Here is a 23,852-nt window from a genome sequence, read left to right as displayed (position 1 = left end):
GACGCTGCGGCCCTTGTCACAGGATCAACGCGACGTAGCCGAGGACCGGCTCGCATGAGGGTCATCCGTCCTTGGCGCCGAATTCGACGAATGCGGCGCGTATCGTCTGTTCCTCGTCATCGGTTTCTGCAGACACGACGACTTTGACACGGCCGGCGATCGGCACGTCCGACCGAGAGTCGACGCTGGGGCTGTCGCCTTCGACGTCTCCGCCCGAAGGCCTGTCTCCAACCGTGTTCGCCTCGCCTTCAGGAGCGACCTGAATGGCGTCTCGTTCCATGCCATGGGTTTGGACAAGCCGTTCGACCACGAGCTCGGCGTCTCTACGTGTTGCGAATGTGGAGGCGACAAGGTTGGTCATGGTTGGGTCCTCTTAGTTCGTCCACTGAACGCGCTGCGTAGTTTATCGCTCCAAAGCTGACTGCTCTCCGCAGCCCTCGCGCGATTGCATCGGATCATCTCGACCAAATGCTCTTGGTTCTGCTGGCTTCAAAAGTCGAACGCCTCCCATCTGCTTGAGACCATTATCGCACACAGGAACGAATAGCCGCGGCATAGCTTTGACCTTCAGGCTTTACGCCATGGACCGATCCGAGGGGGGTCGGGTTGTCGATCACGGCGGTATGGATGCGCATCGGCGTCATCGCACATCTCAAATATCCGATTGCAGAACCCTTCGCCGGCGGGCTGGAGATGCATACCCATCTGCTCTGTCGCCAACTGCGGCTGAACGGTCATGACGTCACTCTGTTTGCAGCGACCCTGTCCGACCCGGAGTTAGGCTTGGAGGCGATCTGCGACCAGACGGAAATCGCCAAGGTCGGGACGGCGGAGGCGGGCGACGTCGCCTTCTTCCGAGAGCATCACGCGTATCTGTCGTTGATGAGCCGGCTTCGTCGCAGTTCGTTCGACGTCATACACAACAACAGCCTGCACTATCTGCCGGTCTCGATGGCGGAGACCTTGCCGATGCCAATGGTCACCACCCTCCACACGCCGCCGTTTTGCTGGCTCGAAAGCGGCATCCGCGAAGCAAGCGCGCCTTTCGCGCGGTTTGTCGGCGTTTCCGAGGCGATGCGTGAACAATGGAGCCCGGTGCGGCCGATCGATCAGGTCATTTTGAACGGGATCGATCTGGAGCGCTTTCCGTGGCGTGCGCGTCACGATGAAGCTGGGCATTTGATCTGGTATGGGCGGATTGTGCCTGAGAAGGGTCTGCATCTGGCGCTGGACGCGGCGGCATTGGCGGGTATCGCCCTGCGGTTTGCGGGCCCGATCCTAGATCAACCCTATTTCGATGCCGAGATCGCTCCGAGGTTGACGCGCGACACCACCTATCTCGGTCACCTCGACCATGAAACGCTGTCGAAGGAGATCGGGCAGGCGGCCGCCTTCGTCTGCACGCCGCGCTGGGACGAACCCTATGGCCTGGTGGTGGCCGAAGCGCTGGCGTGCGGCACGCCCGTCGCCGCCTTCGCGCGCGGCGCCATTCCCGAGATTCTGACCTCCGACTGTGGCGCCTTGGCCCGTCCGGACGATGTGCAGGATTTGGCGCGCGCAATAGCCCGTGCGGTCGGCCTGTCTCGGTCGGCCTGCCGCGCCCGCGCCGAGGCGGCCTGCGATGTGCGCCGGATGATCGCCGCCTATGAAGGGCTCTATGACGAGATAATCCAGGCAACTGCGGCGGGGCAGATGCAGGCCAATGACGCGCTGGAAGATCGGCTGATCGCATGAAGGGCGAACCTGCCTTCTGCGTTTGCGTGCCTGCGCGGAATGAGGGACGGCGGCTTCCCGTGCTTCTGGCCGCACTGGCCGCACAGGATCTTCCGGGCAGGATTTCGGTCGCGCTCTGCATCAATAACTCCACGGACGGTTCGCTCCATCAGGCGCAGGCAGCGGCCGATCGGTGGAAGGATCGACTGGACATCGTCGTCGATTTGCAGACCTTCCCAGAGCATCGCGCGCATGCCGGCGCAGCGCGGCGCGCGGCCATGTCCGCCGGTCTCGAGCATCTCGGAGATCGATCCAATGGCGTTCTGATCTCGACGGACGCCGACACACGACCGCCGCCGAACTGGCTGTCCGCCAATCTCGCATGCATCGCGTCAGGAGCGGATTTGGTGGGCGGGCGGCTGGTGTTGGATGAAGCGGAAGCGATCTCTGCGGATGTCGCGGCTCTGCGTCGATTATGGGACGCTTACTGGCGTGAAGTTCGCGCGATTGAGGACGAGATCGACCCTTCGCCCCATGATCCGGCGCCTCGCCATGGCGATCACACCGGGGCCAGCCTCGCCATCACCGCGGCGGCCTATCGGTCAGCCGGCGGGGTGCCGGAACAGCCGACGGGCGAGGATCGGGCGCTCGTGATCGCCGCTCAAGCGCAGGGGGCCAGACTTGTGCATCCCTTGGCGGTGTGGACCCGAGTGTCGGCACGAACTACGGGCCGCGCCGCCGGGGGGATGGCGGAGGATATGAGCCGCTTGTTCGATCAGGCGCGGAACGGCGGTCCGATCATGGCGCCGGACTTTTCGCATTGGCGGCAGCGGGCGAGCTGGCGCCGGGATCAGCGTCACGACGCGGCGAGCGCCAGGCGGCTGTCGGCATTGGAAACCCAGCTGCCCGCCATGCCGCTCGACATGGATTTACGAGAATGGGCCGACGGCATTGAGAGAGCCGCAGCGTGAGGGCTTCGATCGGATACTATGTCCATCACCAGGGCGACGGCCACCGCCAGCGCGCACTGGAAATCGCCGCCGCTGCGCCCGAGCGATTTGTCCTGCTTGGAACGGGACTGAAAGGGCGAACCGAAGACATCGCCTGCGTGGATCTGAAGGATGACAGGCCCCACGAGGGAGACCGCTTCTCCGGCCGTGACGAGGCGCCTGTCCGGCCTGAGGCGCTGCATTACGCCCCCTATCACCATGCGGGCGTCCGGGCGCGAACCGCCCGGTTCGCCCAGTGGATCAGCGACGCCAAGCCGGCCTTGATGGTGATCGATGTGTCGGTCGAGATGGCGATGCTGGCCCGGCTGTGTGCGACGCCTGTGGTCTATGTCCGCCTCGCGGGGGATCGATCGGACCCGGCGCATCTGGACGCCTTCCGCGGCGCAGAGGCCTTGCTTGCGCCCTTCCATGAGGGGCTGGATGGACCGGTGGCGAGAGAGGTGCGCGACAAAACGCATTACTTCGCCCCCCAGCGCTATTCGGGACCGAAACGTGGAGCAGGCATCCTGGTCGTTCATGGTCGGGGTGGCGATCCGTTGGATGGCGCCAAGCTGGCGGCGGCTGCAGAAGCGACGCCCGATCAAGTGTGGACCGGTGTCGGGCCGATCGAGCCTCCGCCGGTCATGCCGCCGAACCTGAAGCTGGCAGGCTGGATCGACGCCATCGGCGATGAGATCGACAAGGCGGAGATCGTCGTCGGAGGCGCGGGAGACGGCCTGCTGAACGCGGTGATTTGGGCCGACAAGCCCTTTGTCTGTCTTCCCGAGCCTCGCGCCTACAACGAGCAGATCGCGAAGGCCGAACGGTTAGCGGTGCTTGGCACCTCGATCGTCCTGGCGCAGTGGCCGCAGGCGCAGCAATGGCCGAGCATCCTTAGGTCAGCACTCTCACTGTCGCCCGCTGATCGGCAGCAGATCAGCGGGCAGGGACTCGGCGCCGCCGGACTTTGGCTTGTCGATCTCGCATCAGAGCTTGAGGCACGCCGATGACAGCCCTGGAAACAACGCCGACCGCGTCATCGCCTCTTGAACTTGAGGTTAGATTGGCGGCGCTGGGTGCGCGCTACGACGCCGCGCCGAGATATCCCGCCGACAGTCTGACGCTGCTCGCCTCGGAGGGTTGGGGTAGGCGGTTCGCTCCGGTCCAAAGCGGTGGAACGGCCTATGACGATCCAGTCCAAAAGGCCTTGGCCTTGATGGGCGCTCTACGAAGCGTGGGGCGGTCGGATCTCAGCGTCGGCCGATTATTCGAAGGACACGTCAACGCCCTGGCGCTGTTCGACTGGTACGCGGACCCGGCCCAGAAGGCTTGGCTGGGCAAGGTCCTTGCGCAGGGCGGCTGGTTCGGCGTGTGGGCGACGGAGCCGCCGCCCGGCGTTCGTCTGGTCGGCGACCGGCTGCAGGGCGCCAAGATGTTTGCGACCGGCGCAGGCGGCCTGGAATATGCCATCATCACCGCCCAGCCGGAACAGGGCGAACGCCAGCTGATCGTCGTGCCGGCGAACGACCCGGAGAGGGCTGATCTGAGCGGGTGGCGCGTCCGCGGCATGCGCGCGACGACCAGCGGGCGCTATGAGGTGACCGGGTTGATGGTAAATGCCGATCAGCGGCTCGGATGTCCCGGAGACTATGATCGCGAACCGCGTTTCACGGCCGGCGCGTGGCGGTTTACGGCGGTGCAGTTGGGCGGCGTCGAAGGCCTGGTCATGGCGATGCGCGACGCACTGTCCGACGCCGCCCGCGCCGATCCCATCCAGCGCGCGCGCTTCGCCGATGCGGTCGTTGCTACGCGGACGGCCTGGCTTTGGGTCCGCGAAGCCGCGATCCGCGCGGCGTCCGAAGCGCCGGACGCCGGGGATTTCGCCCGCGCCACGCGCAGCGTCGTCGAACGCAGCGCCCTGGATGTAATGGAGTTGGCGGCGCGGTCGGTCGGGACGCGCAGCGCCTTCGACGGCGAGCGCATCGACAAGATCACCCGTGATCTCAGCCTCTATCTTCGGCAGGCCGGACCCGACTATGCGAAGGACCAGGCGGCCAAGGCCTGGCTGGATCGCGATCTCTGGGGCGAGGGCGACGCCCTATGGTGAGCGAGAAAACCGGCCGGCTGGCGACCTTGGCGCTGGAGCGTTCGCCCTGGCGATCCGCGCGGTGGCTGGTCATCGCCCCGCATGCCGACGACGAGACGCTGGGCGCCGGCGCCTTGATCCATCAGGCGGCCGAGGCTGGGCGGTTGGCGGGCGTCGTGATCCTCACCGACGGTGCGGGTTCGCACGATCATTCGGGTGCGGCCTCCCGTGCGAGGCTTATCCGGACCCGACGCCTGGAGGCAAGACGCGCCGTTCGACGGTTGGCGGGGGATGCGGCGCCGCCGCCCGTGTTTCTGGATTGGCCCGACGCCCAGCCCGCTTCTGCCGGCAGCATGATGTTCGAAGCGAGCGCGCATCGTCTCGCGGCTTTGTGCCGCGAGCGCCGCGTCGATGCGATCGCCGTGACGGGTCCTGACGATCCCCATTGCGATCACCAGGCGGCGGCACAGCTTGCCCGCCGCGCAGCCGGTATGGCTCGCCGGCCGGTCGCCGTTTTCGATTATATCGTGTGGGGGGCGGCTCCGGCCGAGACGAAGCTGCGGATTACGACGCGACCTCTAAGGGCCGGCTTGAGGGCCTATGCCTTGTCGGCCCATCAGAGCCAGTTGACGCCGATGTTTGGACCGGGGTTTCGGCTCGAGACGGCGAGGGGGCTGCGGGCCGCCTCGGACACCCTGTATCGGCGCGACGCCTATGGCTGAACGCTCGCTTACCGCCGCCTATTTCGAAGGCATCTTCGCCGGGGACGCCGATCCGTGGGATCTGGCGTCCAGCCCCTATGAGGCCGCCAAGTTCGATCACACCATCGCCGCCCTTTCGACGCGGCGAGCAGCTTTTGCGCTCGAGGTCGGTTGTGCCGGCGGCGTCCTGACCGAGCGGCTGAGCACAGTCTGCGATCGTCTGTTGGCGATCGACGTCAGCCCGACCGCCCTGGAAAGGGCGCGCCAGCGTCTGTCGGGGCGGCCGAACGTCCGGTTCGCGGCCGCGGCCTTCCCTCGCGACTGTCCGGTTCTGGACGGGCTGGATCTCGTCGTCCTGTCCGAAGTCGCCTATTACTGGAGCGACGCCGATCTGGACTTTGCGGCGCAACGCATCTCCGACGGCCTGGTCGAGGGCGGGCGCGTTCTTCTGGTGCACTGGACTGGCGAGACTGACTATCCCCAGACCGCCGACGACGCCGTCGAGCGCCTCTGGCTTGGATTATCGGAGCTCATGCAGGTGGATCTCGCCGAAAAGCATCCGAACTATCGGCTGGATTTGTGGAGCCGGCGATGACGACGCTGTCCGCTCTGACGCTGGTTCGCAACCGGCAGGCGCATCTGGACCGATTGGTCGAGGGATTGATGCTCAGCGCCTCGCCGCCCGACGAACTGATCGTCGTCGATATGAGCGATGCGCCCGTGAGGCTGCCGCCGGTGGGTTTTCCGGTCCGCGTCGAACGTCTGGCGGGCGACGCCCTGCCTCTGGCCGCCGCCCGAAATTTGGCGGCCGCCATGGCCGCAGGCGATAGCCTGCTGTTTCTGGATGTGGATTGCATCGTGTCGTCGGCAGTCTGCGACCGGATGCAGGCCGTGCTCGCCGAACATGACGCCGTCGTCTGTCCGGAAGTGCTCTATCTTCCCGCCGGAACCGTTCGGTCAGGCCCTTTATCGGAGACCGAGCTAAAGGCGGCTGGGCGGCCCCATCCCGTGCGCCCCTTTCCGCAGGAAGGCGAAAGCCTCGTGCGCAATCCCGGCCTGTTCTGGTCTCTCGCTTTTGCGCTCCGTCGCTCGACCTTCCATCGGCTTGGCGGGTTCGACGAGACCTATGTCGGCTACGGCGCCGAAGACACGGACCTGGGTTTTCGCATCGCGCGAGAGGGCCTGCCGCTCCTCTTCGCCGGCGGCGCGCCGGTCTTCCACCAGCACCATGAGGGCCATGATCCGCCCCTGCAGCACTTCCGCGCTCTGATCGCCAACGCCAATCGCTTCCACGCCGCCTGGTCGGTCTGGCCGATGGACGGTTGGCTAAGGGTGATGGCGGATATCGGACTGGTCGACTGGTCGTCGGACGGATTGACCATCCGCCGCGATCCCACGCTGGCCGAAATCGCCGCCGCACGAAAAGATCCTGCAAATCCCTTTTAGGATTGCCGTCTTTCAAAGCGCAGGCTCGCCGTACGTATGAAACTCAACGAGCCGACGCAGTTGAGTGTCCGTCTTCTCTAGTGAGGAAGGGATCTTGATCAGGCGACGACCACGCATTGGACCGTTATTGCGTAGCTGACTAGGTCGCTGAACTCGTGGATTTGACCGAAACGTGCGCTTCAACGCCGTCAGTCTTGCCGCTCAAACCCGGTACCTCATCGAGCTGGCGAAGGCTGGTGAAACGACCCCTTTCCTCACGATAACGAACGATTTCGAAGCCGTGGCCGCGCAACATCTCAATCCCGTCCAAAGCGTCGGCGCTGGCGATGTTCAGGTCGATCATCTCTCGTCTCCTTCAGCTCTGCCCGCCGGCCGGTGTCCGAGGGCAAAGTCGATGGCTTCGATATCGACCTTCAGCTTCACCAGATCACGGATGCGCTCGTGGTCGCCGGACGTCGCGGCGGCCACGGCGGTCGACCACACTTCGGTTGTCAGCTGCTCGCGGATGGCCAGAAGCTGTGCGGCCACGGCATCGTTGTCTCGGGTCATCGACACTATTTCAGGTCGGCGATCGCCTCGCCGGCCTCTTCTTCCTCGAGAAGAGCGGCGTTGTCGGCGTTTGCCGACAGGCGCACCCGATTGCCCTCGACCTCGGCGACCAGACCGCCCGAGAGGTAGTGGTGGTGATCACTATGCGATCCGCTGTCGGCCTTGGTGAGCTTGATGCGATCGCCGTCGACCTTGTCGACGGTGCCGAGATGGACGCCGTCGGCGCCGATCACTTCCATATGCTCTTTGATGTTCGAGAGGTCGGTCATGGTGGGTCTCCGTTTGCCTACGCCATCAACGAGGCGCGACACGCGGCGTTCCAGAGACGAAAGCGTCGTAGCGGGTAATGCGGCTGCGATAAGGGCGTCTGCGCTGGGCGTTGGGCGCTGGCGACAGGCTCACCGATAAGACCGGCGGCTCGCCCGCACCATTTCCTCCACCCAGTTGATCAACAGGGTGGCGTAAAGGCGCTGATGGGCGGGATCGCGCATCGCATGGGTCGCCTCGGCGATGATCCTGTGGCTGAACGAGTTCGCGTCCTTGAAGGCGGCCTGATAGGAGGCGATGACTTCTGGCGGAATGCGATCGTCCTTGCCCGACTGCACGATGAGGACGTCGCCCTCGAACGCGGCGCAGGCCGAGAGCGCCTTGTCTTCCTGCGGCGTTCGCAGTTGCTGTCGATAGGCGCGCACCGCGTGCTTATCGAGCTTGGCCTTGGGGACCTCCCAGTGCGCGTTCGGATAAAGGGCCGGGACACGCAGCGCCAACCAGCGCACGTCACGGATGCTCGTCAGCAGAGCCGACAGATAGCCTCCGTAGCTCGTGCCGATCACGCCGATCGCACCGGGATCGATCAGGGGCTGGGACGCCAAGTAGTCATAGGCCGCGGTCACGTCGTCCAGGCCGTTCTGCCGGGTGACCTCGTCTCGGCTGGCATCGCTTTCAGCATGGCCTCGAAGATCGAAGGTGAAACAGATGCAGCCCAGTCGAGCGAGATCCTCGGCCAGGCCCAAGTCCTCTTCCTGATCGCCGCCCCAGCCGTGGACAAACAGAAAGCCCGGCACGGGCGCTTCGGGCGTCAGAAGCGTGCCAGTCAGTTTCTGCCCGTCGACAGCCAGTCTAACCCGCCCTTCCTCGACGTCGTCAGGTTCAATCACGCTGTCCTCGTCACATATTTTGTCATAGGCCCGACCTTGGGGTCCTCACCCCGGAAATAGACGACATCCTCCGGTCCGACATCGGCGAGGCCGTACACTTCGACCGTGGCGGTTTCGACCGAAGTCAGCGCGGGCGAGGCCGCAAACGCCTCGAGGGCGGCGATCTCCGCGCCGGTCGCCCCGCCGACCCGCCACGACTGCTCCAGCACGCCTACACGCCTGCGGCCTCGCGCGTCCTTGCCGGCGAGGACATCGTAGTTCCGGCGAGACAGGACCAAGTCTGGATAGGCGCGCTGGGCCGCGTCGTCGAACACGGCCGCGCAACGCACCGCTTCCACCGCTTCGGGCGTTAGTCCAAGGTGAGTCAGTCGATCAAGGTCGCCCCTGACGCACCTCAGTCGGGAACCACCGTACACTTCACGTCCCTTGTGATCGGTCGTTTCCCGCTGATCCCCAACGTAGCTGATGCGCAGTCCGCCGACCGACAGGGTTCCGACGCTGTAGGTTTCGACGCCGAGCAGGTTTTCCTCAAGGACGACGCCGAAGGCACCGATCTGCGCCTCGTCCTGATCGGCGATGACGGCGACGAGCGCCTCAGGCGTCTCGACGACCGTCTGGCCCAGCCCTGCCTTGGCCAGGACATCCTTGACGCGAACGGGCCCGGTCTTGAGTAGGCGTCGACCGGCTTCGATCGCGTCGGCGACGGTGAAGGCGGTGTAGCCTTCCAGAGCCGCATCCCCCAGACGTTCGGCCATGGTGTTGGACCAGCCGGCCGGGCAGGTCGCGGACCGATCGATCAAGCCATGGGTGATCGCCTTGGTGGCGATGAAGCGGTGTGGCACGCGGCCGCCCAACAGATTGGCTGAGGTGAAGACCGTGCGCGAGGTCATGTCTTCACCGATCAGGGTGTCGCGAGGCACCAGCAAGACGTCGGGTCCGACGTCCTCCGCATCTTCGACGACATCAACGACCGGGAGGCGCAGAAGGCGCGCCAGGCGGGAGACAAGCATCTCTCTGGACGCCTGATCGTGCAGATTGCCCGGATTGTGTCCATCTGGATCGAAAAGCGCGATGCCGGCGAGGGCGGCCGCATTGGTGAACGAGGGCATCGGGGCGACGCCCAATGGATCGATGATGGTCATGACGGTCAGTGCTCCCTGCAAAGGGTCAACCCCACGAGCGATCAACGGTTCAGCCGGCTCGCCCATTCTTTTCACAGGACCCGGAAGGGTCATCGTTGGGAGGCCAGGCTGATGCCACGACAGGGCGGAAATCAGCTTTCCTGACGCCTGGTGCGGGCACCGACGTGATCATCTAGAGGTGCGTTTTCGCACATAGGAACGGTGAGCCAGGGGGCGTCGTTGCCCATCCATGAGCGACCTGACAGCCAATATCGTGGGTACAGCGGCGGCGGTCTGCTCGATTACGAGCTTTGCGCCCCAAGCCCTCAAGATTTGGAAAGAGCGCGACGCGTCTTCGGTCAGCCTTAAGACATATTCGCTTACCGTTACCTGTTTCATCCTCTGGGTGGTCTATGGCGTCATGACCCAGGCCTGGCCGGTGACGGTGTCAAACAGTTTTGCTCTGGTCATGGCGGCGTGCGTCCTGATCATGAAGTGGCGATTTCGCGATGGCGATCCTGACGAGCATTAGGTCGCATCGACCGGCTACCGCCTATCCCTCGCCTTGCCCGTGCTTGTCAGAAGGGGCCTGGTCAAACCGGTATTGCTGAGGAGAGCCATGCAGACGGGCTAGTTGTCCGACCAACAAGCGGCAGCAATGGACGATCGGTCAGCATTTCCTAGTCAGCGCGGACCGCTCGAGATTGACCCCGGTCGAAAGGCGTCAGCCGAAGAGCCCGTGCAGCCACCAGCTGAGATCGCCGGTCTGAGGCTGTTCGCCATCGCCGCGTCGAAAGACCCAGAAGCGGTGCCCAGCCTCGTCTTCAAGCTGGAAATAGTCGCGCACCGCATCGCGTTCGCCGTCGCGTCGCCACCATTCGCCGAAGATCCGCTCAGGACCGTCAGCGCGCCTGACACGGTGGCGGACGCCGCGCCAACTGAAGGCGACTGGCGGCTGGTCGGGCAGGAGCGCGACGGCCTCTATGGCTTCGGGCTTAGCGAGCAGGCGGGAGGGGCGCGGCCAACGGCGGGTCCATGTCTCCGATACCGACGGAGCAGTCGGCGACAGTTTGCGGATTGAGCGTTCGGGCACGTCGCTCTGCGCCGGGGCCAGCCGGTACAGGTTCTGCGGGCCGAGACGATTGGCGAGCAGATCGACGAGATCGCCGATGTCTGGCGTCGCCGGGCCGCCCAGATCGCCGGAACTCGGCGACCAGTCCAGCGGCAGGACGACCGGCGCCGCCAGGACCATGGCCTCCACGCCGAGGCCAGGATCGACGGTTTCGATCTTGTCGCAGAGCAGGCGTGTGAGCCGCGCGACATCGCGCACGGGGCGCGCCAGACCGACGCGGATGGCCTCGGTCCGGTTGTCGATCCGTTCAAACCGCAGGTCGAGCCGGGACGCGCCCAGCCCCTGAGCTTCGAGCGCCTCGCTCAGAGCTTCGACCAGTTTCAGCGTGTAGCGGGCCAGGGTCTCGGGCGCGCCGATCGGCTCGGCGAAGACCCGTCGCACCTGGATCAGTTCCGGGGCGTCGATCGGAGTGATCGGCTCTTGGGCGCGACCGTAGGCCTGATCCAGGCGACGGATCAGCTCCGGTCCGAAACGCAGGGCCAGAGGCGCGCGAGGCTTGGCCTCCAGTTCGCCTATGGTGTCGATCCCCAGACGTCCCAGGCCATCGACCATGTCAGAGGGCAGGCGCAAGGCGCGCAAAGGCAGGCGACGGATGGCAGGCCCTCCGCGCGCGACGACGATCGTCGGTTCGGCGAGGTTGCGGGCCAAAGCATGGGCGGCGCCCCAGGTGTCGGCGAGGGCGGCGTGGGCGCCCAGGCCGACAGCGGCGGTCTGGGCGATCAGATCCTCGAGCAGGCCCTCATCGCCGCCATAGCGGTGACCGGCCCCGGTGACGTCGAGCACCAGGCCGTCCGGCGGGTCGGCGGCGACGATCGGCGCATAGCGGCGCAGCGCCCAGAGGGCGAGCTCGTCCAGAGCGGCCGCATCCCCTGCGGGGTCGAAGGGATGAACGACGAGATCTGCGACCAAAGCCCGGGCCTGGGTCGCGGCCATGCCGGGATACAGGAGATAGGCGCGGGCGGCGGGGTCGGCGGCCAGGACGACGCGTTTGCGGCCTTGGCGCCCGATCAGCACCATCGGCGTATCAGGCGACGGCGCGTCGGGTCCAAGCCGGCGTCGCAGCCGATCGGTCGGCCAGGTGGGGAGGTAGAGCGAGACGACCCGTCTCATCGCAGGCTTCCAGTTCGAAATCCGCGCAGGCTCCGGCGCGGCAGCGGATCAGTTCGACAAACCAGCGCGGGCGGCCGACGCCGGGCACGGGCAGGGGGGCGGAGGGCAGGGCGGTGACCCGCCAGCGGGTGGCGGCGGCGGTCGGCTGGCCGAAGTCCGCCGCCTCGGCCTGACGACGCCATCGTCGCACGGCCAGACCAAGAGAGCCGGTGTCCTCGGCGACCAACTGCAGCCGCCGGGACGCCGTCATGGACAGGCGGGCCACTTCGCCCACGACGGCGCCGAAGCCGCCGTGACGCAGGCCGTCCTCGAAGGCGGCCAGCAATCCGGCCTCGTCGCCGGCCTCGACATAGATGACTCGGTTCGAGGACAGCCCCGCCTGCTCCAGCGCCGGCGCGAACAGGTCCGGGCGGGTCACACACCAGAGCACCGGCCCCTGGGTGCGCGCTGCCACACCGGCCGCAAACAAGGCGGCAACGGCCCCGTCGATGGCCCCGTCGCCGCCGCCAGCCACCTCATGCAGCGCGCCTAGCGCCAAGCCGCCGGCGGGCAGCCGGCGATCGAGCGCGGCCAGGCCGAACGGCAGCACGCCGCCGGGCGGACGTCGACCCGCCTCGATGCGCGCGATCTCCGTGCGGAGCGCCTGAAAGGATGGAGAGGCGGCGGACATGATCTCCTGAAACCGATCGCGGTCTGAATGTTCCGTATTTGTTCTTATTTGAGCGTGCGAGAGTCAAGCTGGATCACAATGGCGCTGTGGATCGCCCTGTGGGCAGCGCCCATCCGGCCCGCTGCGCGTTAGCCCGACGATGACGCAATCTCCCCGATATCCCACGACTCCAGACGGCCGCTACTTCGTGGTGCGAGGCCGGCTGTGGCGGTGCTCCAATCCCGCTCTGTCGGCGGAGACGAGGGACGAACGGGTGCATGATCTGATGTCGGCGCGCCGGGCGGTGCGGACCGCCCTGGCGGCTGAGGATACGGATGCTTTGGCCGCAGCGCGGCGCAGCGTCGACAAGGCCAAGGTCGGATTGGGGGAGCGGGGCCCGGTGTGGTGGACCGACAGCTCGCCGGATCTCAATCGGCACATGGCGCGAAACACTCCCTATGCAGACTGGTTCGCCAGTCTGGGCAAGACGGACGAATGACAACAGCACTCGACCGTTTCGTCGTGGCTCAAGACCCCGTGTTCGAGACGGCGATGGCCGAGCTCGCAGCGGGTCGCAAGACAAGCCACTGGATGTGGTTCGTCTTTCCCCAGGCCCGGTCTCTGGGACGGTCTTCGACGGCCGCCTTCTATGGCATTGGGTCGCTCGAGGAGGCCCAAGCTTACCTGGCTCATACGGTATTAGGGGCGCGGCTTGCCCGCGCCGCCAGGACCGCGACCACAGCGCCGGCGGCGTCGGTGCATCAGTTGTTCGGATCGCCCGATGATCTCAAGTTCCGCTCATCGATGACCCTATTCGCCGCCGTGGCGGCCGATCCGACTGTGTTTGAGGCGGCGTTGGCGCGCTGGGGCCTTTCGCCTGATCCGTTGACCGCAGACCTTGTGTCGACCGCGAGGACAGGACCGGATCGTCTTTAAACAATCGCCAGAGTTTTTACGCGGTTCAGGCGTCGATAACTGACAGAGCACCGTCGGGCAGCGGGCGCTGAAGCGCCTTGGCAGTCTCCCACGGCGCTGTCATCCAGGCCTCGATCTCGTTGGGCTGTGTCAGGATCACCGGCATGGCCTTGGGGTGAACCGCGCCGACCTCCGCGTTGGGTTCGGTTGTCAGAAAAGCGAAGACGTCGATCGTCTCCATGCCGGTCTTGATCTTGCGCACGCTTGTGTGGGCTTGGAGGTGGATGCCGGCGAAGAAGGCGAGCGGCTCGGGATCGTCCCCGGCGAGCTTGAACCAGACGGGTCGGTATTTGCCGGCGGCGTCCCGACCTGGTTCGCTGAAGGCCGTGAAGGGGACCAGACAGCGCGACGCTGGCGACAGATGCGGGCGCCAATGGCTGGAGCTGGTGTTGCGGACGTTGGTCGTGCCGCTGTCGGGCTCGAACTCCAGAATTTTCTGAAAGTCCACCTCGCCGCCCTTGGCGCGCAGCTTGTCGGCGCGCTTCGTCGCATTGTCGAAGATCATCCTTTTGGACGACGGCATGCCCCAGCGCGCGGATGCAAGGATGCACTCTGCGCCCTCCCAGCGCACGATCGGCGCCGGATAGTCGGGATAGATGTCGCCCGGCGCGAGGTTGCCGACGGTCGACCGCATCGCATTCGCCGCATCCATTATGGCTTGGGGGCCAGAGCGCTGGCGATACAGATTGCACATCAGGCCCTAGCCTTTTTCAGATCGGCAGCCAGGGATTTACGATCCGCCTCATAGGTCGCCCCCGCCTCCTGACGCGCCTGGCTTAGCGCGGCCTGTTGTTCTTCGAAATCAGCCATTACCGCCTGATGACGTTCGTCCAGATCGGCCAGCGACGCCTTAAGCTTTTCGATTTTGGCGGCCCTCGCCTTGGACGGTCCCCGAAGTTTCGCGGGTTTAGCCTTGCCGATCTTGCCGACATCGATCGCGAGGCCGCGCTCGATGACCTCGCCAGGAGAGGCCAGAGCGGCGTCGTAGTCGGGTCCGCCGGCAAGCTGGCTGGCCAAACCGGTTGCGAACAGATTTTGCTTTGAGGCCCAGGCCTCCAACGCCTTGGGTCGCGACGTGGTGGCGACTGTGAAGGCATGGAAACCGTCGGACCAGGTGAAGACCTTCAGCTTGGCCGCCATGTCAGTCGATCAGTCCACGACGCTGCATGTCTATGATGATCGGATCGGTCAGCGAAGCGATGACCTCCATGTCCAAGGCGTCCTCCGCTTCCATCTCATCCGCAAATGCGCGTGGCGGGGTCTGGCGCAGCGTCGACAGCCGCCAGGACGACTGGACGACCTGCTGACGCACCAAATGTTCGATGCGTTGAAAGCGAACGCCGGCGCGCGATCTAATCAGGGTCTTGCGTGTCGCCATCAGTAGGCTTTCCCGGCTGAACCTTTACACGCAGGCTGGCGAATGTGGAGTCGCGACGGTGCAAAGACCGCCCTCGAGCGCCATCGCTAACAACTCGAGTTGTTAGGACTCCAACAGCGTCCGGTTTTGACTCAAAGGCGACTTTCGGATCGACCGCTTTCGGCATGCTAGGCTGCCTCCCATCACCACCTTTCCCAATCGGTTGGGTCAGTTTAGCTCGATCCAGACAAAGGCATGGTCGATGGTGCCCATAGCGCGGCGGACTGCGCGGTCGACCCAAGCGTCGGCTAGGCGTTCGGCCGACAGCCGGTTGAGCAGCAGGCTCATTGGTCGAGCAGCGTCTTGGGACCAGACCGCTCAATATCACCCGGGATTGGTCGGATACGACGAGGCTGAGCCGAATGTTAAGGCGGCATCACCACTCAGCCGCAGCGCGCGGGCGCGCGATGTAAAGCGCATGTCCGCCGTCTCGGAGCTATCAATCTCCTTGGCGCCGCTTCAGATCATCAATCCGCTGCGACGCCTCAGCTTTCGTGAGATCGTCTTGGAAGGCCTCTGAAGCATGAAGCTCCTCCGACAGCGTCTTTAGATACGAGGCCTGCGCCCCCGTCATCGCTTCGTCGCCTGTGACCCAATCCGATGGGTCTTTTTCCGTGTTGCCGCTAGGATGGGGCTCGAGTTTAGGGTTGTGACTGTCAGTCATAATCATCTCCTATGTTCCTGTAATGTTCCGCCCTTAAGAGGGTTCCCCGAGCTGGCTCGCCGGAGGTTTGATCGAGCCATAAGGCCGAGCGCCGCAGCGGCTGACGGTCTTCGGGGGAGGGGCATCGACGCAGCCGGCAATCGGCAGGCCTGACGTCGAAAGCGCGTTCTCCGACCGGGCGACCTACAAGTCGGATCTTGGTTATGGAACCGGCTGTCGAGCAAGCGGTTGTTCGGACCGGGCGGGCACCTGTGCGGCCAACTCTATCCGGCCGGCTGACACCTCAAGATCCGGGCCCTAGGCCCGCCGCTTATCGCTCGGGGTCATTCCGTCTCGAACATGTACGGGTCATCATCCATGAGGTTGAGGTGGCCGCTAACGCGCGCCCGTGACGCCCGCGCGGCGCAGTCTTCGTTGACGCCGCCGGACGGTTGACCGGAGGCCGAAGCTTAGGACCCGCGAGCCGTTCGACAGACACCGTGACTCGGAATGATGGCCTAGCTGGCCGGGCGAGGCGACTGATGGTGCTGCACCACCCGCCAGACGTCGTGCTCCAGACGGCGATAGGTCGTCGTGCAGAGCGCGGCGTAGCAGTCTTGGGCATTTGAGACTGAAACGCCATAGGCGATGACGATCCATCCCTCCTGTGGACGTGAGACTTGTTGACCCTCAAAAACAACGTCCGTCCGTTGCGGCGTCCGGCTGACGGCGGAGACTGCGGCCTCGCCCGAGAAGACGTATGGCGCGTCCGTCAGAACCATCAGCGCCTCGGGTGCGACGATCTCGCGATAATGGTCAGGGCTGGCGGTCCACAGACTCTGTTCCGACCCCCAAAGGCGTGCATCATCGATGACCGCTCTCCTTGGATGGCGTGGGCTGCGGCGCCGCGGCGTGACCGGGTGTGGCCGGGGCGAACTCGGCGGCTTGGCTCTTCGGGGAAGCAGCATCGAGGGTGCGGGCGTAGGACGCCGCCTCCCCCTCCAACTGTTCGACACTGAGGATGACCTCGTTCTCGCGCATCAGCGGCCGGGCGGCATCTGCCGCCTGTACGTCGGTGGGAGATGGGACGGTTATGGTGCGTTCAACGCCTGAAGGGGCGCCCAGTTTTACGGCATAGGTCTTGAAAGTCATCACCGCTCCTTTCTGGAAGAACTGCACGAGCCCGCCGGCCGTTCCCGCCAAAAGTCCGGTAATCGCCCAGTCGGCCGTCGACGTCGGTCGCTGTTGAGGTGTAAGTCCTCGCTAGCTTCTTACAGGCCGGCATGCGCGCGGCAGAGCGGCAGACCCTCGCTCTGTATGTCGACTGCAAACAAGGTCTGGATCGGACCAGTCAACGGCCGTGCCGAACGCATCGTCCAGCAGATCGAGACAGGCAGCGTCGCGGGACCGCCCTCGCCTTTCTCCGGTCCATTCCTCGACTTCTCAATCTGACCGGCTGGTTGATCGTCGCCGTCATCGTCGCTTTCATCTTGACCGACGCCTATCGCTCTCACGGAGGCGCACAGGGCGAACGAGGCGGTCATGCAGCCGGGACAAAGCAGACCGAGGCGAAGGCGTCAGGCGCGTTGGAAACAGCTGCCCGCCAGGCCTCGGTCGAAACCCCATCTTCAACGCCCGCCAGAAGGATTATTTCGATGCCGTCAACTCGCCCCCTGATGCTGTCCCTAGCGCTCGCCGCGTCCGTCTCGCTTGCGAGCGGTTGCGCCACCAAGGCGCCGCAGAACGCCTTCTACACCAGCCCTGCCGATCTGGCGGTTGAGCCGAAGGCGGTCCTGGTGCCTGAAGCGATCTATTCGGAGGCTGCGCTCGACGCCTACGATCGCCATCGAGGCTCGGGGTGATCGGCTGGCGGCTCAGGTCGGGCGGCTCTGCCGGTTCTTTGACAAGATGGGGATGCGGGGGCTGGATTGCCCCCGATCACGCTCGGGTCCGCCAACTATCGAGGCGAACGCAGAATTTTGGACATCGCCCGGGCGTTAGAACTGCTTTATGGGGCTGATGCGGGGGAAATGACGAGAGTTCTCAGGGATATTCGACGCTGGGCGACTATCGATCCGGATGAGCCTGCTTTGGTGCTAGACGATGGCTACTTTAGCTATCGACAGTTCAGCGACTTGATCCAACAGGCTCGCGCATTGCTAATCCAGCAATTGGGAGGTGCTGAATGGGGCATTATCTCGGTCCACATGCAGCACCTTGCGCGTGCATGGGTGTGGACGATTGCGGCGCGAAGCCTAGGGTTCGATGTAATCAATGCGGATGCCCGATCGCTCGTGCCGCCACCCGTCGCCTTCATCACAGATGTTGAGGAAGCGCAGACTTCATCAAACGACATCCTCGGATGCAGATTTGTTGGGCCTTCAGTCTCTGTCGCCGGGCTGTTTTTTTCAGATGTGCTGCCAGATCCGAGCTTAGTCGCATCAGGCAACCAGTTGTTGCTAAGCTCAGGCACCACAGGCACGCCGAAGATCGTCTTGTTCGAAGAACGCCACCATGAGCAGGCTGCTTTGGAACAGCACGCCGTCTTGCGCTACGATCGAAACAGCGTCGTCTATTGCTGGATTTTCCCCATACACACGGCTGTAGGGTACCGCTCACCGATCATGGCGTGGGGCGAAGGGGGAACCGTGATCTTGGGGCATCGCTTCAGGCAGCGGTTCGAAGGCTTCCCGTAACGAGCGCGGTTTTAACACCAGGCGTTCTTCAAGACATCCTTGCCGATTCGCAAGGGTTCGAGGGTTCAGGCGACTTTCGTTTGATTGTCACTGGCGGGCCAATTGGATGGACCTTAGCTGCTGAAGCAAAGGCTATCGTGACGGAAGATCTCTGGTCGATGTACGGATCGACAGAAGTCGGAGCGGCCTGCATGACCAAGATCGAAGCCGAACCCGACACCTATCGCTACACACCCATCGATCCTCTCCGGATCAAAGTCTTATCTGACGACGGCGAAGATTTGCCGGCAGGGCTTTCCGGCAACATCTGGGTCCAGGTTCATAACGGTTCTGATCTTTACGTCGGCGATCCAACTTCTAGCCAATCGTTCTTTGAGGATGGTTGGTTCAAAACCGGCGACCTCGGCGCCCTCGCATTAGACGGAAGGCTGGAGATCTTGGGCCGGTCTAACGACGTCCTGCTCATCCGAGGCGACAAGCGACCATCGGGAGCTGTCGAGAGGCAAATCACCGAAGCCCTCGGTCGGAATGTCTGCGTATTTTCAAACTACCGATCCGACGCCGTCGGCGAGCTCGTTGTAGTCCTGGAGGGCTCTCTTCAGGCTTGTCCATCAGATTTGGCATCGGTCGAAGAAGTCGTAGCGAAGCCCGGTGTGCCTTATCGTGTCACGTCACACGATGTTTTCCCCCGGAACGACATGGGCAAGGTTATGCGTTCGAATCTGATTAGAGACGCTCATCTATTTTAGTGTCAGGTGCCTCCGCGACCGGGCTAGCGCGCTGTCACGGGATCGGTCTTTCGGGTGGTTCGCCAGATTGCCAGCAGTCTTGCAACTGAGCCGTGCTCGTCTGGATAAATTCGACGATGGGCCCTGATGACGCAGTCATGCTCACGCTTGCAGGGAGGCGGCCGTCTTGCTGCGCGATGTCCGTCCAAATGGTCCACGCTCCCCCGTGCAAGACAATGACCGGAAAACGGGGAGGATCGTAGCGGCCCCAGATCATGGTCTTGGGCGCTTCGATGGTTTCGTAAGACTCGGCTACGCTCTGAAGCGAGGGGCAGTTCACGCTGTCAGCCCATTCGATGACGTCGCGCTGATCCGCGCGGCGCTGCTCTCGCCTCGCAACGTAGCGAACGGCCGCGCGCGTGGGGTGACCTGGTGCAATATAGATCCCGACAGCGGTGGCCTGGCTTTGCCACACGCTGCTCATTCTCCAGCCCATTGAAGGTGAGTAAGATCGCCAATAGGGCCGTGCATTGGCGATTCCAGTGATGCGTTCACGCTCTGCCTGTGACGGCATCGGCTCTTGGGCGAAGCACGGCGTTGCGACGATCGTTAGTCCAATCACTGACGCAATCTTCAATAACATCGCGGAACCTTCTGGTGGCGGCGCGCAGGCACGCTTGGCCATCCAACTACAGGAAGCGCGCGCGATGGGTCAGGATTTCCAGAGGCTGTCAGCGCCGCTAAGGAGTTTGCGAGGATAGTCATGATAGACCAACGTAAGGTCTGATCCCACGTTCCCCTAGGCCCGCGGAAGTGCATTCAGACGCCGCCATGAGGCCCGCTCTCTTCGGAGCGCGGGCTTTTTCGTCGTTCAAAATACGCCCCAAAGACGCCCGCAGAACCCCACGAGCATAGTGATACCTACGCACACACCGATGATTTTGAGCCTAGCCGCAGTCCGCTCAAACAGCGTCGGCGGTACGTATTGGAGCTTGGTGAAATCCTCGGGGCGATAGAGGGCGTTGTGGGCCTCATCGTCTTTGTCTTCGTCTTGTTTGGGATCAGGCATCGATCACTTCGAGCTAACGTGGGGTAGCGGCCTGTGCAGATCATGAGCCGTCCCCTTCACATCAAAACCTGACACGGCGTTTGATGATTAAGAAGTCGTGGCCTCTTTCTAAATAGCCCTATGATGAAAGCGCTAGGCCGCCGTTCTCTAGAAAGGCGGCCTTTCGCCATTCGGGGGTACGCGCTCGATCTCGCGTGATAAGCTGCACGGATGGCTACTCTCGCCCTCTTCGCAGTCATGACAGGCTTTCCGCTTAATCCTGCCCTGCAATCTGAGAAGCCGAACGTCATTTGTATGGGACCGCACCCGCAGCTGGTTTCAACCTGGTCGGCGTCGTATAAGTTTGACTGCGGCGAGCGCCAGGTAATCGTAAACATTGCCGTGAGCGCAGGCCGGGCTAGCGTTTCCAAGCTTGATCTAGGACGGGGCGACGCAGCCGCCGTTTTGCCTGATCTCAACGCCGCTCTGGCGAACCAACATTTCGAGGACGTGCTCGTCACATGCGCACGGACGGATCCTTATCCACGGGTCATGTTCATCACGACCCGCGAGAAGCCTGACGGCGGATACGAGCCTTCGTCCGTAGCGGTCAGCTCTGTCGGCTCATCTGCCGACGACGTCGCGTTGGAAGATTGAAGTCCAGAAAGGGTCGTAGAGACCTCCGCATGAACTCCAACTAACGGGTTACGCCGTCATGTTCAGACTACGGGGCCGCGTTCCCCTCCGTAGGAACACGGTGGCTCGGCGGATCCCCACCCTTTATGAAGGACGCCGGGCCACCAACCCCGCACGTGCAAACCAATCAGGCCGTTGGCCACATAGGCGGGGAGCGTACTGTTTCTGGCCCGGCCTCTTCGGGCGGGCTGATTGGTCGCCAGCCTGGGACGTTTTCGTCGTTCGTCATCTACGTCTGGCCTCGACTTCGACGTCTATGATTTGCGCAGCTCACTGAGAGTGAGAGGATCAAATCTCAAAGCCGGCCCGCCGTTTCCTCTGCCCGCTTTCGGCCGTGGTGCGGCTTCTGTAGTGGGGCGCGAGGTTGAGCGTTTAGTCATGTGCCAATGTCCGCATTTGGCGCATTCGAGACGGAGCGAAATGACGGATTTCAAGGCCATCGGTTAGGTGGGGACAGCGATCATGCCAAATACACTACCAAAGCCAGTGCGTGCTCCCGCACCCAAAACACCATAAAGTCCCACCGTACATCCCAAGGGTCCATACCGCGGCATCTCTCCCAGCGTCAAACTACCGTGGTTACGGGCGCCGCTCTGATAAAGACATCGCCTAGCTGGCGTCGGCAGCTTCGACGTAAAGGTGCGCTTCGACGCCATCCGTTTTTGGGCCAGACCCGGCACTTCGTCGAGCTGGCGAAGGCTAGTGAACAGACGGCGTTCCTCACGATAGCGGACAATCTCAAACCCATGGCCACGCAAAAGTTCGACGCCATTGAGTTCGCCCGCAGTAGCGGTGTTCAAGTCAATCATCTGTCGCGGTCCGTAGTAAAGCCTCGCGGCCGGTGGCCGCGGGGTTGCGCGGGCTGGCGACTTCGCCGGCTAAAAGCTCAAGCGCTTGGGAAGGATGTGCAGCAAGCCATCCCCCGATACAGGTCGGAAGGCCCTGAGCCCCTAGATCCCGCCGCTTCGCATGACGACGACCGCGATCAGCGTCAGGAAGACGACGGCTGCGGCCGCTATGGCGAGAGCCGTGATGCGAAAGGCGCCGCGTGTCGGCTTGTCGGGCCGGTCTTCGTAGCCAATCGGGACTTTGCGGGGTTCTTTGTCGGTCATGGGCGATCAACGCACGGAGGCGGTTCGCGTTCGCCGACGCATGTGAGTCTTCGGCGCAACCAAGGCTGCGCCGAAGGCTCGAGGTTCGTCAGAAGCGGTAGGCGACGCCGACCCGAAGATTGCGGCCGGGCAGGGGGGCGATGTCCTTGAGGAAGGACACGTGTTCACGGGCTTCCTCGTCCGTCAGGTTCCGCGCCTCGGCGAACAGAGTGACGTTCTGCTGGGCGAAGGGGCGGACCGCGACCGCGGCGTTGACCAGGGTGTAGTCGTCGGTCGGCAGTTCAAATTCGTTGGCGACCCTGTCCTGTTCTCCGACGTGGCGAACCTCGGCGCTGGCGTCGAACCTGGTCGAGGTCCAGGCCACACGTCCGGTGACGGAGTAGGGCGGGATCCGCGCGGCAGGTCCGAAGTCCGTCTGGGCGTGGACATAGTCGGCCGCGCCTTCCAGCGACAGTTTGCGATCGCCGTCCTGCCAAAGCGCATAGGCGCCTTCCAGCTCGAAGCCATAGAATTTGGCGTCAGTCTGGACGAACCGATAGATGGGGAAGAACTCGTCCTCTTCCTCGAAATAGAACTGATCGCCCGTCGGCCGTTCGTCGATGAAGCCGTTGTACCAAGAGTGATAGACGTGCAGATCGCCGGTGAAACGGCCGCGATCATAGTGGGCGGTGCCTTCCAGCGTCGTCACCTTCTCGGAGTTCAGCGTCAGGTCGCCGGTCTCGTAGGCGGCGGTGGCGATGTGAACGCCATCGGCGAACAGTTCGACCTCGCTGGGCGCGCGTTCATTGTGGGCCAGGCTGAGGCCCAGGAACAGCCCGGCGGTCGGGCGGATGAAGGCGGCGGCGGACGCCGACCAGTTGTCGAACTCGCGCGTGACTTCGCTTGCGCCCCCGATGGGCGTGCCGCTGAGTTCGCGCCGGTCATAGCGCAGGCCGCCCTCGAAGCCATGGTTGCCGAGGTCCAGACGCTGCACCGTATAAAGGCCCAGTTCGTCGATCTTGACGGTGGGCACGAAGGCCTCCTCGCCGATGGCCTCGAAGTTACGCGACAGGGCCTGAACCCCTATGGCGCCGTTCCAGCCGTTGCGTTCGCGCTGGACCAGGTCCGCACGGCCTTCCCACCCATCGGAGTTGAAGATGGTGCCCGGCTCGCCCACGGCCTCGAACTCGGTGTGGGTGTAGTCGGCATGGCCGTAGGAGCCGCGCAGGGCCGAGAAGGGCCCGCTGTCGAAACGGTATTCGCCGCGCGCGTCCCACCGCTTCTGGTTCAGCTTGATGAAGACCGATTCCTCGGCGACCGTGCCGTATTCACTGTCGGTGTTTTTGTAGGAGACGCCGGCGAAGCCCTTGTCGCCGATATAGGAACCGCCGACGCCCCAGGCTTCAAGATCGGTATAGCTGTTGGGCTGGGTTCCGGTGTCCTCGCGCGCAGTGCCTTCGGCGGCGGCGCGCCTGGCGGAAATGGCCGGGGCCGGGATGTCATAGTCGTCGGTCTTGCGCTTCACCCCATCGACGTTGAAGGCGAAGTTTCCACTGCCGACGGTCATGCGTCCGAAGGCGCTGCGGCCGTCGTCAACGCTGGACGCCTGGGTGGAGACCACGCCGGACACGCCGCTTTCGGGGATCTCGGTGGGGATGCGATCGTCAAGAACATTGACCACGCCGCCGATGGCCGAGCCGCCATAGACCAGCGTCGCGGGCCCGCGAATGATCTCGATACGATTGGCCTCGGCCGGGTCTGTGGCCACGGCGTGGTCGGGCGAGACAGAGCTCGCGTCGATCAGGCCGATACCGTTGGTCAGCACCTGGACGCGCGGCCCGCTAAGGCCGCGAATGACGGGTCGGCTGGCGCCGGGCGCGAAGTCGGTCGAACGAATGCCCGGAC

33 protein-coding genes are annotated in these 23,852 nt (G+C 64.0%); 14 read left to right on the top strand and 19 right to left on the bottom strand.

All coding sequences use genetic code 11. The annotated features are described in order from the left end of the window. Positions 1-61: 61 nt before the first annotated feature. Positions 62-361, bottom strand: coding sequence for a hypothetical protein (locus tag RT123_RS10045; protein ID WP_066551468.1), 300 nt, complete (start codon positions 359-361; stop codon positions 62-64). Between the two features lie 266 nt (positions 362-627). Here RT123_RS10045 and RT123_RS10040 point away from each other — a divergent pair, with 266 nt between their 5' ends. The 7 genes from RT123_RS10040 to RT123_RS10010 are packed head-to-tail and all read left to right on the top strand — an operon-like array spanning position 628 to position 6,935. Continuing rightward, complete coding sequence (locus tag RT123_RS10040) at positions 628-1,734, top strand: glycosyltransferase (protein WP_313009011.1); 1,107 nt, start codon at positions 628-630, stop codon at positions 1,732-1,734. Beyond that, positions 1,731-2,684 carry a glycosyltransferase gene (locus RT123_RS10035; RefSeq protein ID WP_313009010.1) on the top strand — a complete coding sequence of 318 codons (954 nt, stop codon included), beginning with the start codon at positions 1,731-1,733 and terminating at the stop codon, positions 2,682-2,684. Before RT123_RS10040 ends, RT123_RS10035 begins: the two co-directional genes overlap by 4 nt. Next, positions 2,681-3,712: a glycosyltransferase gene (locus tag RT123_RS10030; RefSeq protein ID WP_313009009.1), complete on the top strand. Its 1,032-nt coding sequence runs from the start codon at positions 2,681-2,683 to the stop codon at positions 3,710-3,712. Before RT123_RS10035 ends, RT123_RS10030 begins: the two co-directional genes overlap by 4 nt. Further along, complete coding sequence (locus RT123_RS10025) at positions 3,709-4,809, top strand: acyl-CoA dehydrogenase family protein (protein ID WP_313009008.1); 1,101 nt, start codon at positions 3,709-3,711, stop codon at positions 4,807-4,809. The genes RT123_RS10030 and RT123_RS10025 overlap by 4 nt, the downstream gene beginning before the upstream one ends. Beyond that, positions 4,803-5,510: a PIG-L family deacetylase gene (locus RT123_RS10020; RefSeq protein WP_313009006.1), complete on the top strand. Its 708-nt coding sequence runs from the start codon at positions 4,803-4,805 to the stop codon at positions 5,508-5,510. The genes RT123_RS10025 and RT123_RS10020 overlap by 7 nt, the downstream gene beginning before the upstream one ends. After that, positions 5,503-6,084, top strand: coding sequence for a class I SAM-dependent DNA methyltransferase (locus tag RT123_RS10015; RefSeq protein WP_313009005.1), 582 nt, complete (start codon positions 5,503-5,505; stop codon positions 6,082-6,084). Before RT123_RS10020 ends, RT123_RS10015 begins: the two co-directional genes overlap by 8 nt. Beyond that, entirely contained in the window at positions 6,081-6,935 is an 855-nt protein-coding gene (locus RT123_RS10010; RefSeq protein WP_313009003.1) for a galactosyltransferase-related protein, read from the top strand. The genes RT123_RS10015 and RT123_RS10010 overlap by 4 nt, the downstream gene beginning before the upstream one ends. Positions 6,936-7,074: 139 nt before the next feature. On the opposite strand, the gene RT123_RS10005 is transcribed toward RT123_RS10010, so the two are convergent. The 5 genes from RT123_RS10005 to RT123_RS09985 form a co-directional block, all read right to left on the bottom strand. Continuing rightward, the gene (locus RT123_RS10005) at positions 7,075-7,278 is read right to left on the bottom strand and encodes a helix-hairpin-helix domain-containing protein (RefSeq protein ID WP_269219036.1); all 204 of its coding nucleotides are present in this window, start codon (positions 7,276-7,278) and stop codon (positions 7,075-7,077) included. Beyond that, positions 7,275-7,484 (bottom strand): hypothetical protein, encoded by a 210-nt coding sequence (locus RT123_RS10000; RefSeq protein ID WP_313009001.1) that lies wholly within the window; start codon positions 7,482-7,484, stop codon positions 7,275-7,277. Before RT123_RS10000 ends, RT123_RS10005 begins: the two co-directional genes overlap by 4 nt. A 5-nt stretch (positions 7,485-7,489) precedes the next feature. Further along, positions 7,490-7,753, bottom strand: a complete 264-nt coding sequence (locus tag RT123_RS09995) for a DUF2171 domain-containing protein (RefSeq protein ID WP_313009000.1) — start codon at positions 7,751-7,753, stop codon at positions 7,490-7,492. A gap of 129 nt (positions 7,754-7,882) precedes the next feature. Continuing rightward, positions 7,883-8,641: an alpha/beta hydrolase family protein gene (locus tag RT123_RS09990; RefSeq protein WP_409514903.1), complete on the bottom strand. Its 759-nt coding sequence runs from the start codon at positions 8,639-8,641 to the stop codon at positions 7,883-7,885. Beyond that, a complete protein-coding gene (locus RT123_RS09985) occupies positions 8,638-9,783 on the bottom strand; it encodes a DUF3182 family protein (protein ID WP_313008999.1) in 1,146 nt (381 codons plus the stop codon). The genes RT123_RS09990 and RT123_RS09985 overlap by 4 nt, the downstream gene beginning before the upstream one ends. A 229-nt stretch (positions 9,784-10,012) precedes the next feature. On the opposite strand from RT123_RS09985, the gene RT123_RS09980 reads away from it, so the two are divergent. Next, positions 10,013-10,294 carry a SemiSWEET family sugar transporter gene (locus tag RT123_RS09980; RefSeq protein ID WP_055753660.1) on the top strand — a complete coding sequence of 94 codons (282 nt, stop codon included), beginning with the start codon at positions 10,013-10,015 and terminating at the stop codon, positions 10,292-10,294. Between the two features lie 192 nt (positions 10,295-10,486). On the opposite strand, the gene RT123_RS09975 is transcribed toward RT123_RS09980, so the two are convergent. Together RT123_RS09975 and RT123_RS09970 are read right to left on the bottom strand one after the other, a co-directional pair. Further along, positions 10,487-12,004, bottom strand: coding sequence for a DNA polymerase Y family protein (locus RT123_RS09975; RefSeq protein ID WP_313008995.1), 1,518 nt, complete (start codon positions 12,002-12,004; stop codon positions 10,487-10,489). Further along, positions 11,919-12,674: a damage-inducible protein gene (locus tag RT123_RS09970; protein ID WP_313008994.1), complete on the bottom strand. Its 756-nt coding sequence runs from the start codon at positions 12,672-12,674 to the stop codon at positions 11,919-11,921. The genes RT123_RS09975 and RT123_RS09970 overlap by 86 nt, the downstream gene beginning before the upstream one ends. A gap of 139 nt (positions 12,675-12,813) precedes the next feature. On the opposite strand from RT123_RS09970, the gene RT123_RS09965 reads away from it, so the two are divergent. Both RT123_RS09965 and RT123_RS09960 read left to right on the top strand, forming a co-directional pair. Continuing rightward, a complete protein-coding gene (locus tag RT123_RS09965; protein WP_313008993.1) occupies positions 12,814-13,152 on the top strand; it encodes a hypothetical protein in 339 nt (112 codons plus the stop codon). Next, positions 13,149-13,589: a DUF1810 domain-containing protein gene (locus RT123_RS09960; protein WP_313008992.1), complete on the top strand. Its 441-nt coding sequence runs from the start codon at positions 13,149-13,151 to the stop codon at positions 13,587-13,589. The genes RT123_RS09965 and RT123_RS09960 overlap by 4 nt, the downstream gene beginning before the upstream one ends. A 25-nt stretch (positions 13,590-13,614) precedes the next feature. Here RT123_RS09960 and RT123_RS09955 read toward each other — a convergent pair whose 3' ends face one another. The 6 genes from RT123_RS09955 to RT123_RS09930 all read right to left on the bottom strand — a co-directional run bounded on the left by RT123_RS09955 (position 13,615) and on the right by RT123_RS09930 (position 16,840). After that, positions 13,615-14,322 (bottom strand): SOS response-associated peptidase, encoded by a 708-nt coding sequence (locus RT123_RS09955; RefSeq protein WP_409514902.1) that lies wholly within the window; start codon positions 14,320-14,322, stop codon positions 13,615-13,617. Beyond that, on the bottom strand, positions 14,322-14,687 hold the full coding sequence (locus tag RT123_RS09950) for a hypothetical protein (RefSeq protein ID WP_313008990.1): 366 nt from the start codon (positions 14,685-14,687) through the stop codon (positions 14,322-14,324). Before RT123_RS09950 ends, RT123_RS09955 begins: the two co-directional genes overlap by 1 nt. A gap of 82 nt (positions 14,688-14,769) precedes the next feature. Beyond that, positions 14,770-15,006: a hypothetical protein gene (locus RT123_RS09945; RefSeq protein ID WP_313008989.1), complete on the bottom strand. Its 237-nt coding sequence runs from the start codon at positions 15,004-15,006 to the stop codon at positions 14,770-14,772. 478 nt (positions 15,007-15,484) lie between these two features. Continuing rightward, a complete protein-coding gene (locus RT123_RS09940) occupies positions 15,485-15,709 on the bottom strand; it encodes a DUF3072 domain-containing protein (protein WP_313008988.1) in 225 nt (74 codons plus the stop codon). 497 nt (positions 15,710-16,206) lie between these two features. Continuing rightward, on the bottom strand, positions 16,207-16,470 hold the full coding sequence (locus RT123_RS09935) for a hypothetical protein (protein ID WP_313008986.1): 264 nt from the start codon (positions 16,468-16,470) through the stop codon (positions 16,207-16,209). An 82-nt stretch (positions 16,471-16,552) separates the two neighbouring features. Beyond that, entirely contained in the window at positions 16,553-16,840 is a 288-nt protein-coding gene (locus RT123_RS09930) for a hypothetical protein (protein WP_313008985.1), read from the bottom strand. A gap of 308 nt (positions 16,841-17,148) precedes the next feature. On the opposite strand from RT123_RS09930, the gene RT123_RS09925 reads away from it, so the two are divergent. The 3 genes from RT123_RS09925 (at position 17,149) to RT123_RS09915 (ending at position 19,133) form a co-directional block, all read left to right on the top strand. Beyond that, on the top strand, positions 17,149-17,550 hold the full coding sequence (locus RT123_RS09925; RefSeq protein ID WP_313008984.1) for a hypothetical protein: 402 nt from the start codon (positions 17,149-17,151) through the stop codon (positions 17,548-17,550). Between the two features lie 117 nt (positions 17,551-17,667). Beyond that, positions 17,668-18,384: a hypothetical protein gene (locus tag RT123_RS09920; protein ID WP_313008982.1), complete on the top strand. Its 717-nt coding sequence runs from the start codon at positions 17,668-17,670 to the stop codon at positions 18,382-18,384. Continuing rightward, the gene (locus RT123_RS09915) at positions 18,318-19,133 is read left to right on the top strand and encodes an AMP-binding protein (protein ID WP_313008981.1); all 816 of its coding nucleotides are present in this window, start codon (positions 18,318-18,320) and stop codon (positions 19,131-19,133) included. Before RT123_RS09920 ends, RT123_RS09915 begins: the two co-directional genes overlap by 67 nt. Before the next feature lie 34 nt (positions 19,134-19,167). On the opposite strand, the gene RT123_RS09910 is transcribed toward RT123_RS09915, so the two are convergent. Continuing rightward, positions 19,168-19,797 (bottom strand): hypothetical protein, encoded by a 630-nt coding sequence (locus RT123_RS09910; protein ID WP_313008980.1) that lies wholly within the window; start codon positions 19,795-19,797, stop codon positions 19,168-19,170. A gap of 186 nt (positions 19,798-19,983) precedes the next feature. Further along, positions 19,984-20,181, bottom strand: a complete 198-nt coding sequence (locus RT123_RS09905) for a hypothetical protein (protein WP_313008979.1) — start codon at positions 20,179-20,181, stop codon at positions 19,984-19,986. 210 nt (positions 20,182-20,391) lie between these two features. On the opposite strand from RT123_RS09905, the gene RT123_RS09900 reads away from it, so the two are divergent. Beyond that, positions 20,392-20,817, top strand: coding sequence for a hypothetical protein (locus RT123_RS09900; RefSeq protein WP_313008978.1), 426 nt, complete (start codon positions 20,392-20,394; stop codon positions 20,815-20,817). A gap of 482 nt (positions 20,818-21,299) precedes the next feature. Here the strand turns inward: RT123_RS09900 and RT123_RS09895 are convergent, their stop codons facing one another. The 3 genes from RT123_RS09895 to RT123_RS09885 form a co-directional block, all read right to left on the bottom strand. Further along, positions 21,300-21,665 carry a ComEA family DNA-binding protein gene (locus RT123_RS09895; RefSeq protein WP_313008976.1) on the bottom strand — a complete coding sequence of 122 codons (366 nt, stop codon included), beginning with the start codon at positions 21,663-21,665 and terminating at the stop codon, positions 21,300-21,302. Between the two features lie 141 nt (positions 21,666-21,806). Then, positions 21,807-21,968 carry a hypothetical protein gene (locus tag RT123_RS09890; RefSeq protein ID WP_153923917.1) on the bottom strand — a complete coding sequence of 54 codons (162 nt, stop codon included), beginning with the start codon at positions 21,966-21,968 and terminating at the stop codon, positions 21,807-21,809. An 88-nt stretch (positions 21,969-22,056) separates the two neighbouring features. Then, a partial coding sequence (locus RT123_RS09885; RefSeq protein WP_313008973.1) for a TonB-dependent receptor domain-containing protein occupies positions 22,057-23,852 on the bottom strand: 1,796 nt, incomplete at its 5' end.

The organism is Brevundimonas vesicularis (assembly GCF_032067225.1).
Classification (GTDB): domain Bacteria; phylum Pseudomonadota; class Alphaproteobacteria; order Caulobacterales; family Caulobacteraceae; genus Brevundimonas; species Brevundimonas vesicularis_F.
The sequence above is the reverse complement of the archived record's forward strand: the minus strand, read 5'-3'. Positions and strand labels throughout refer to the sequence as shown.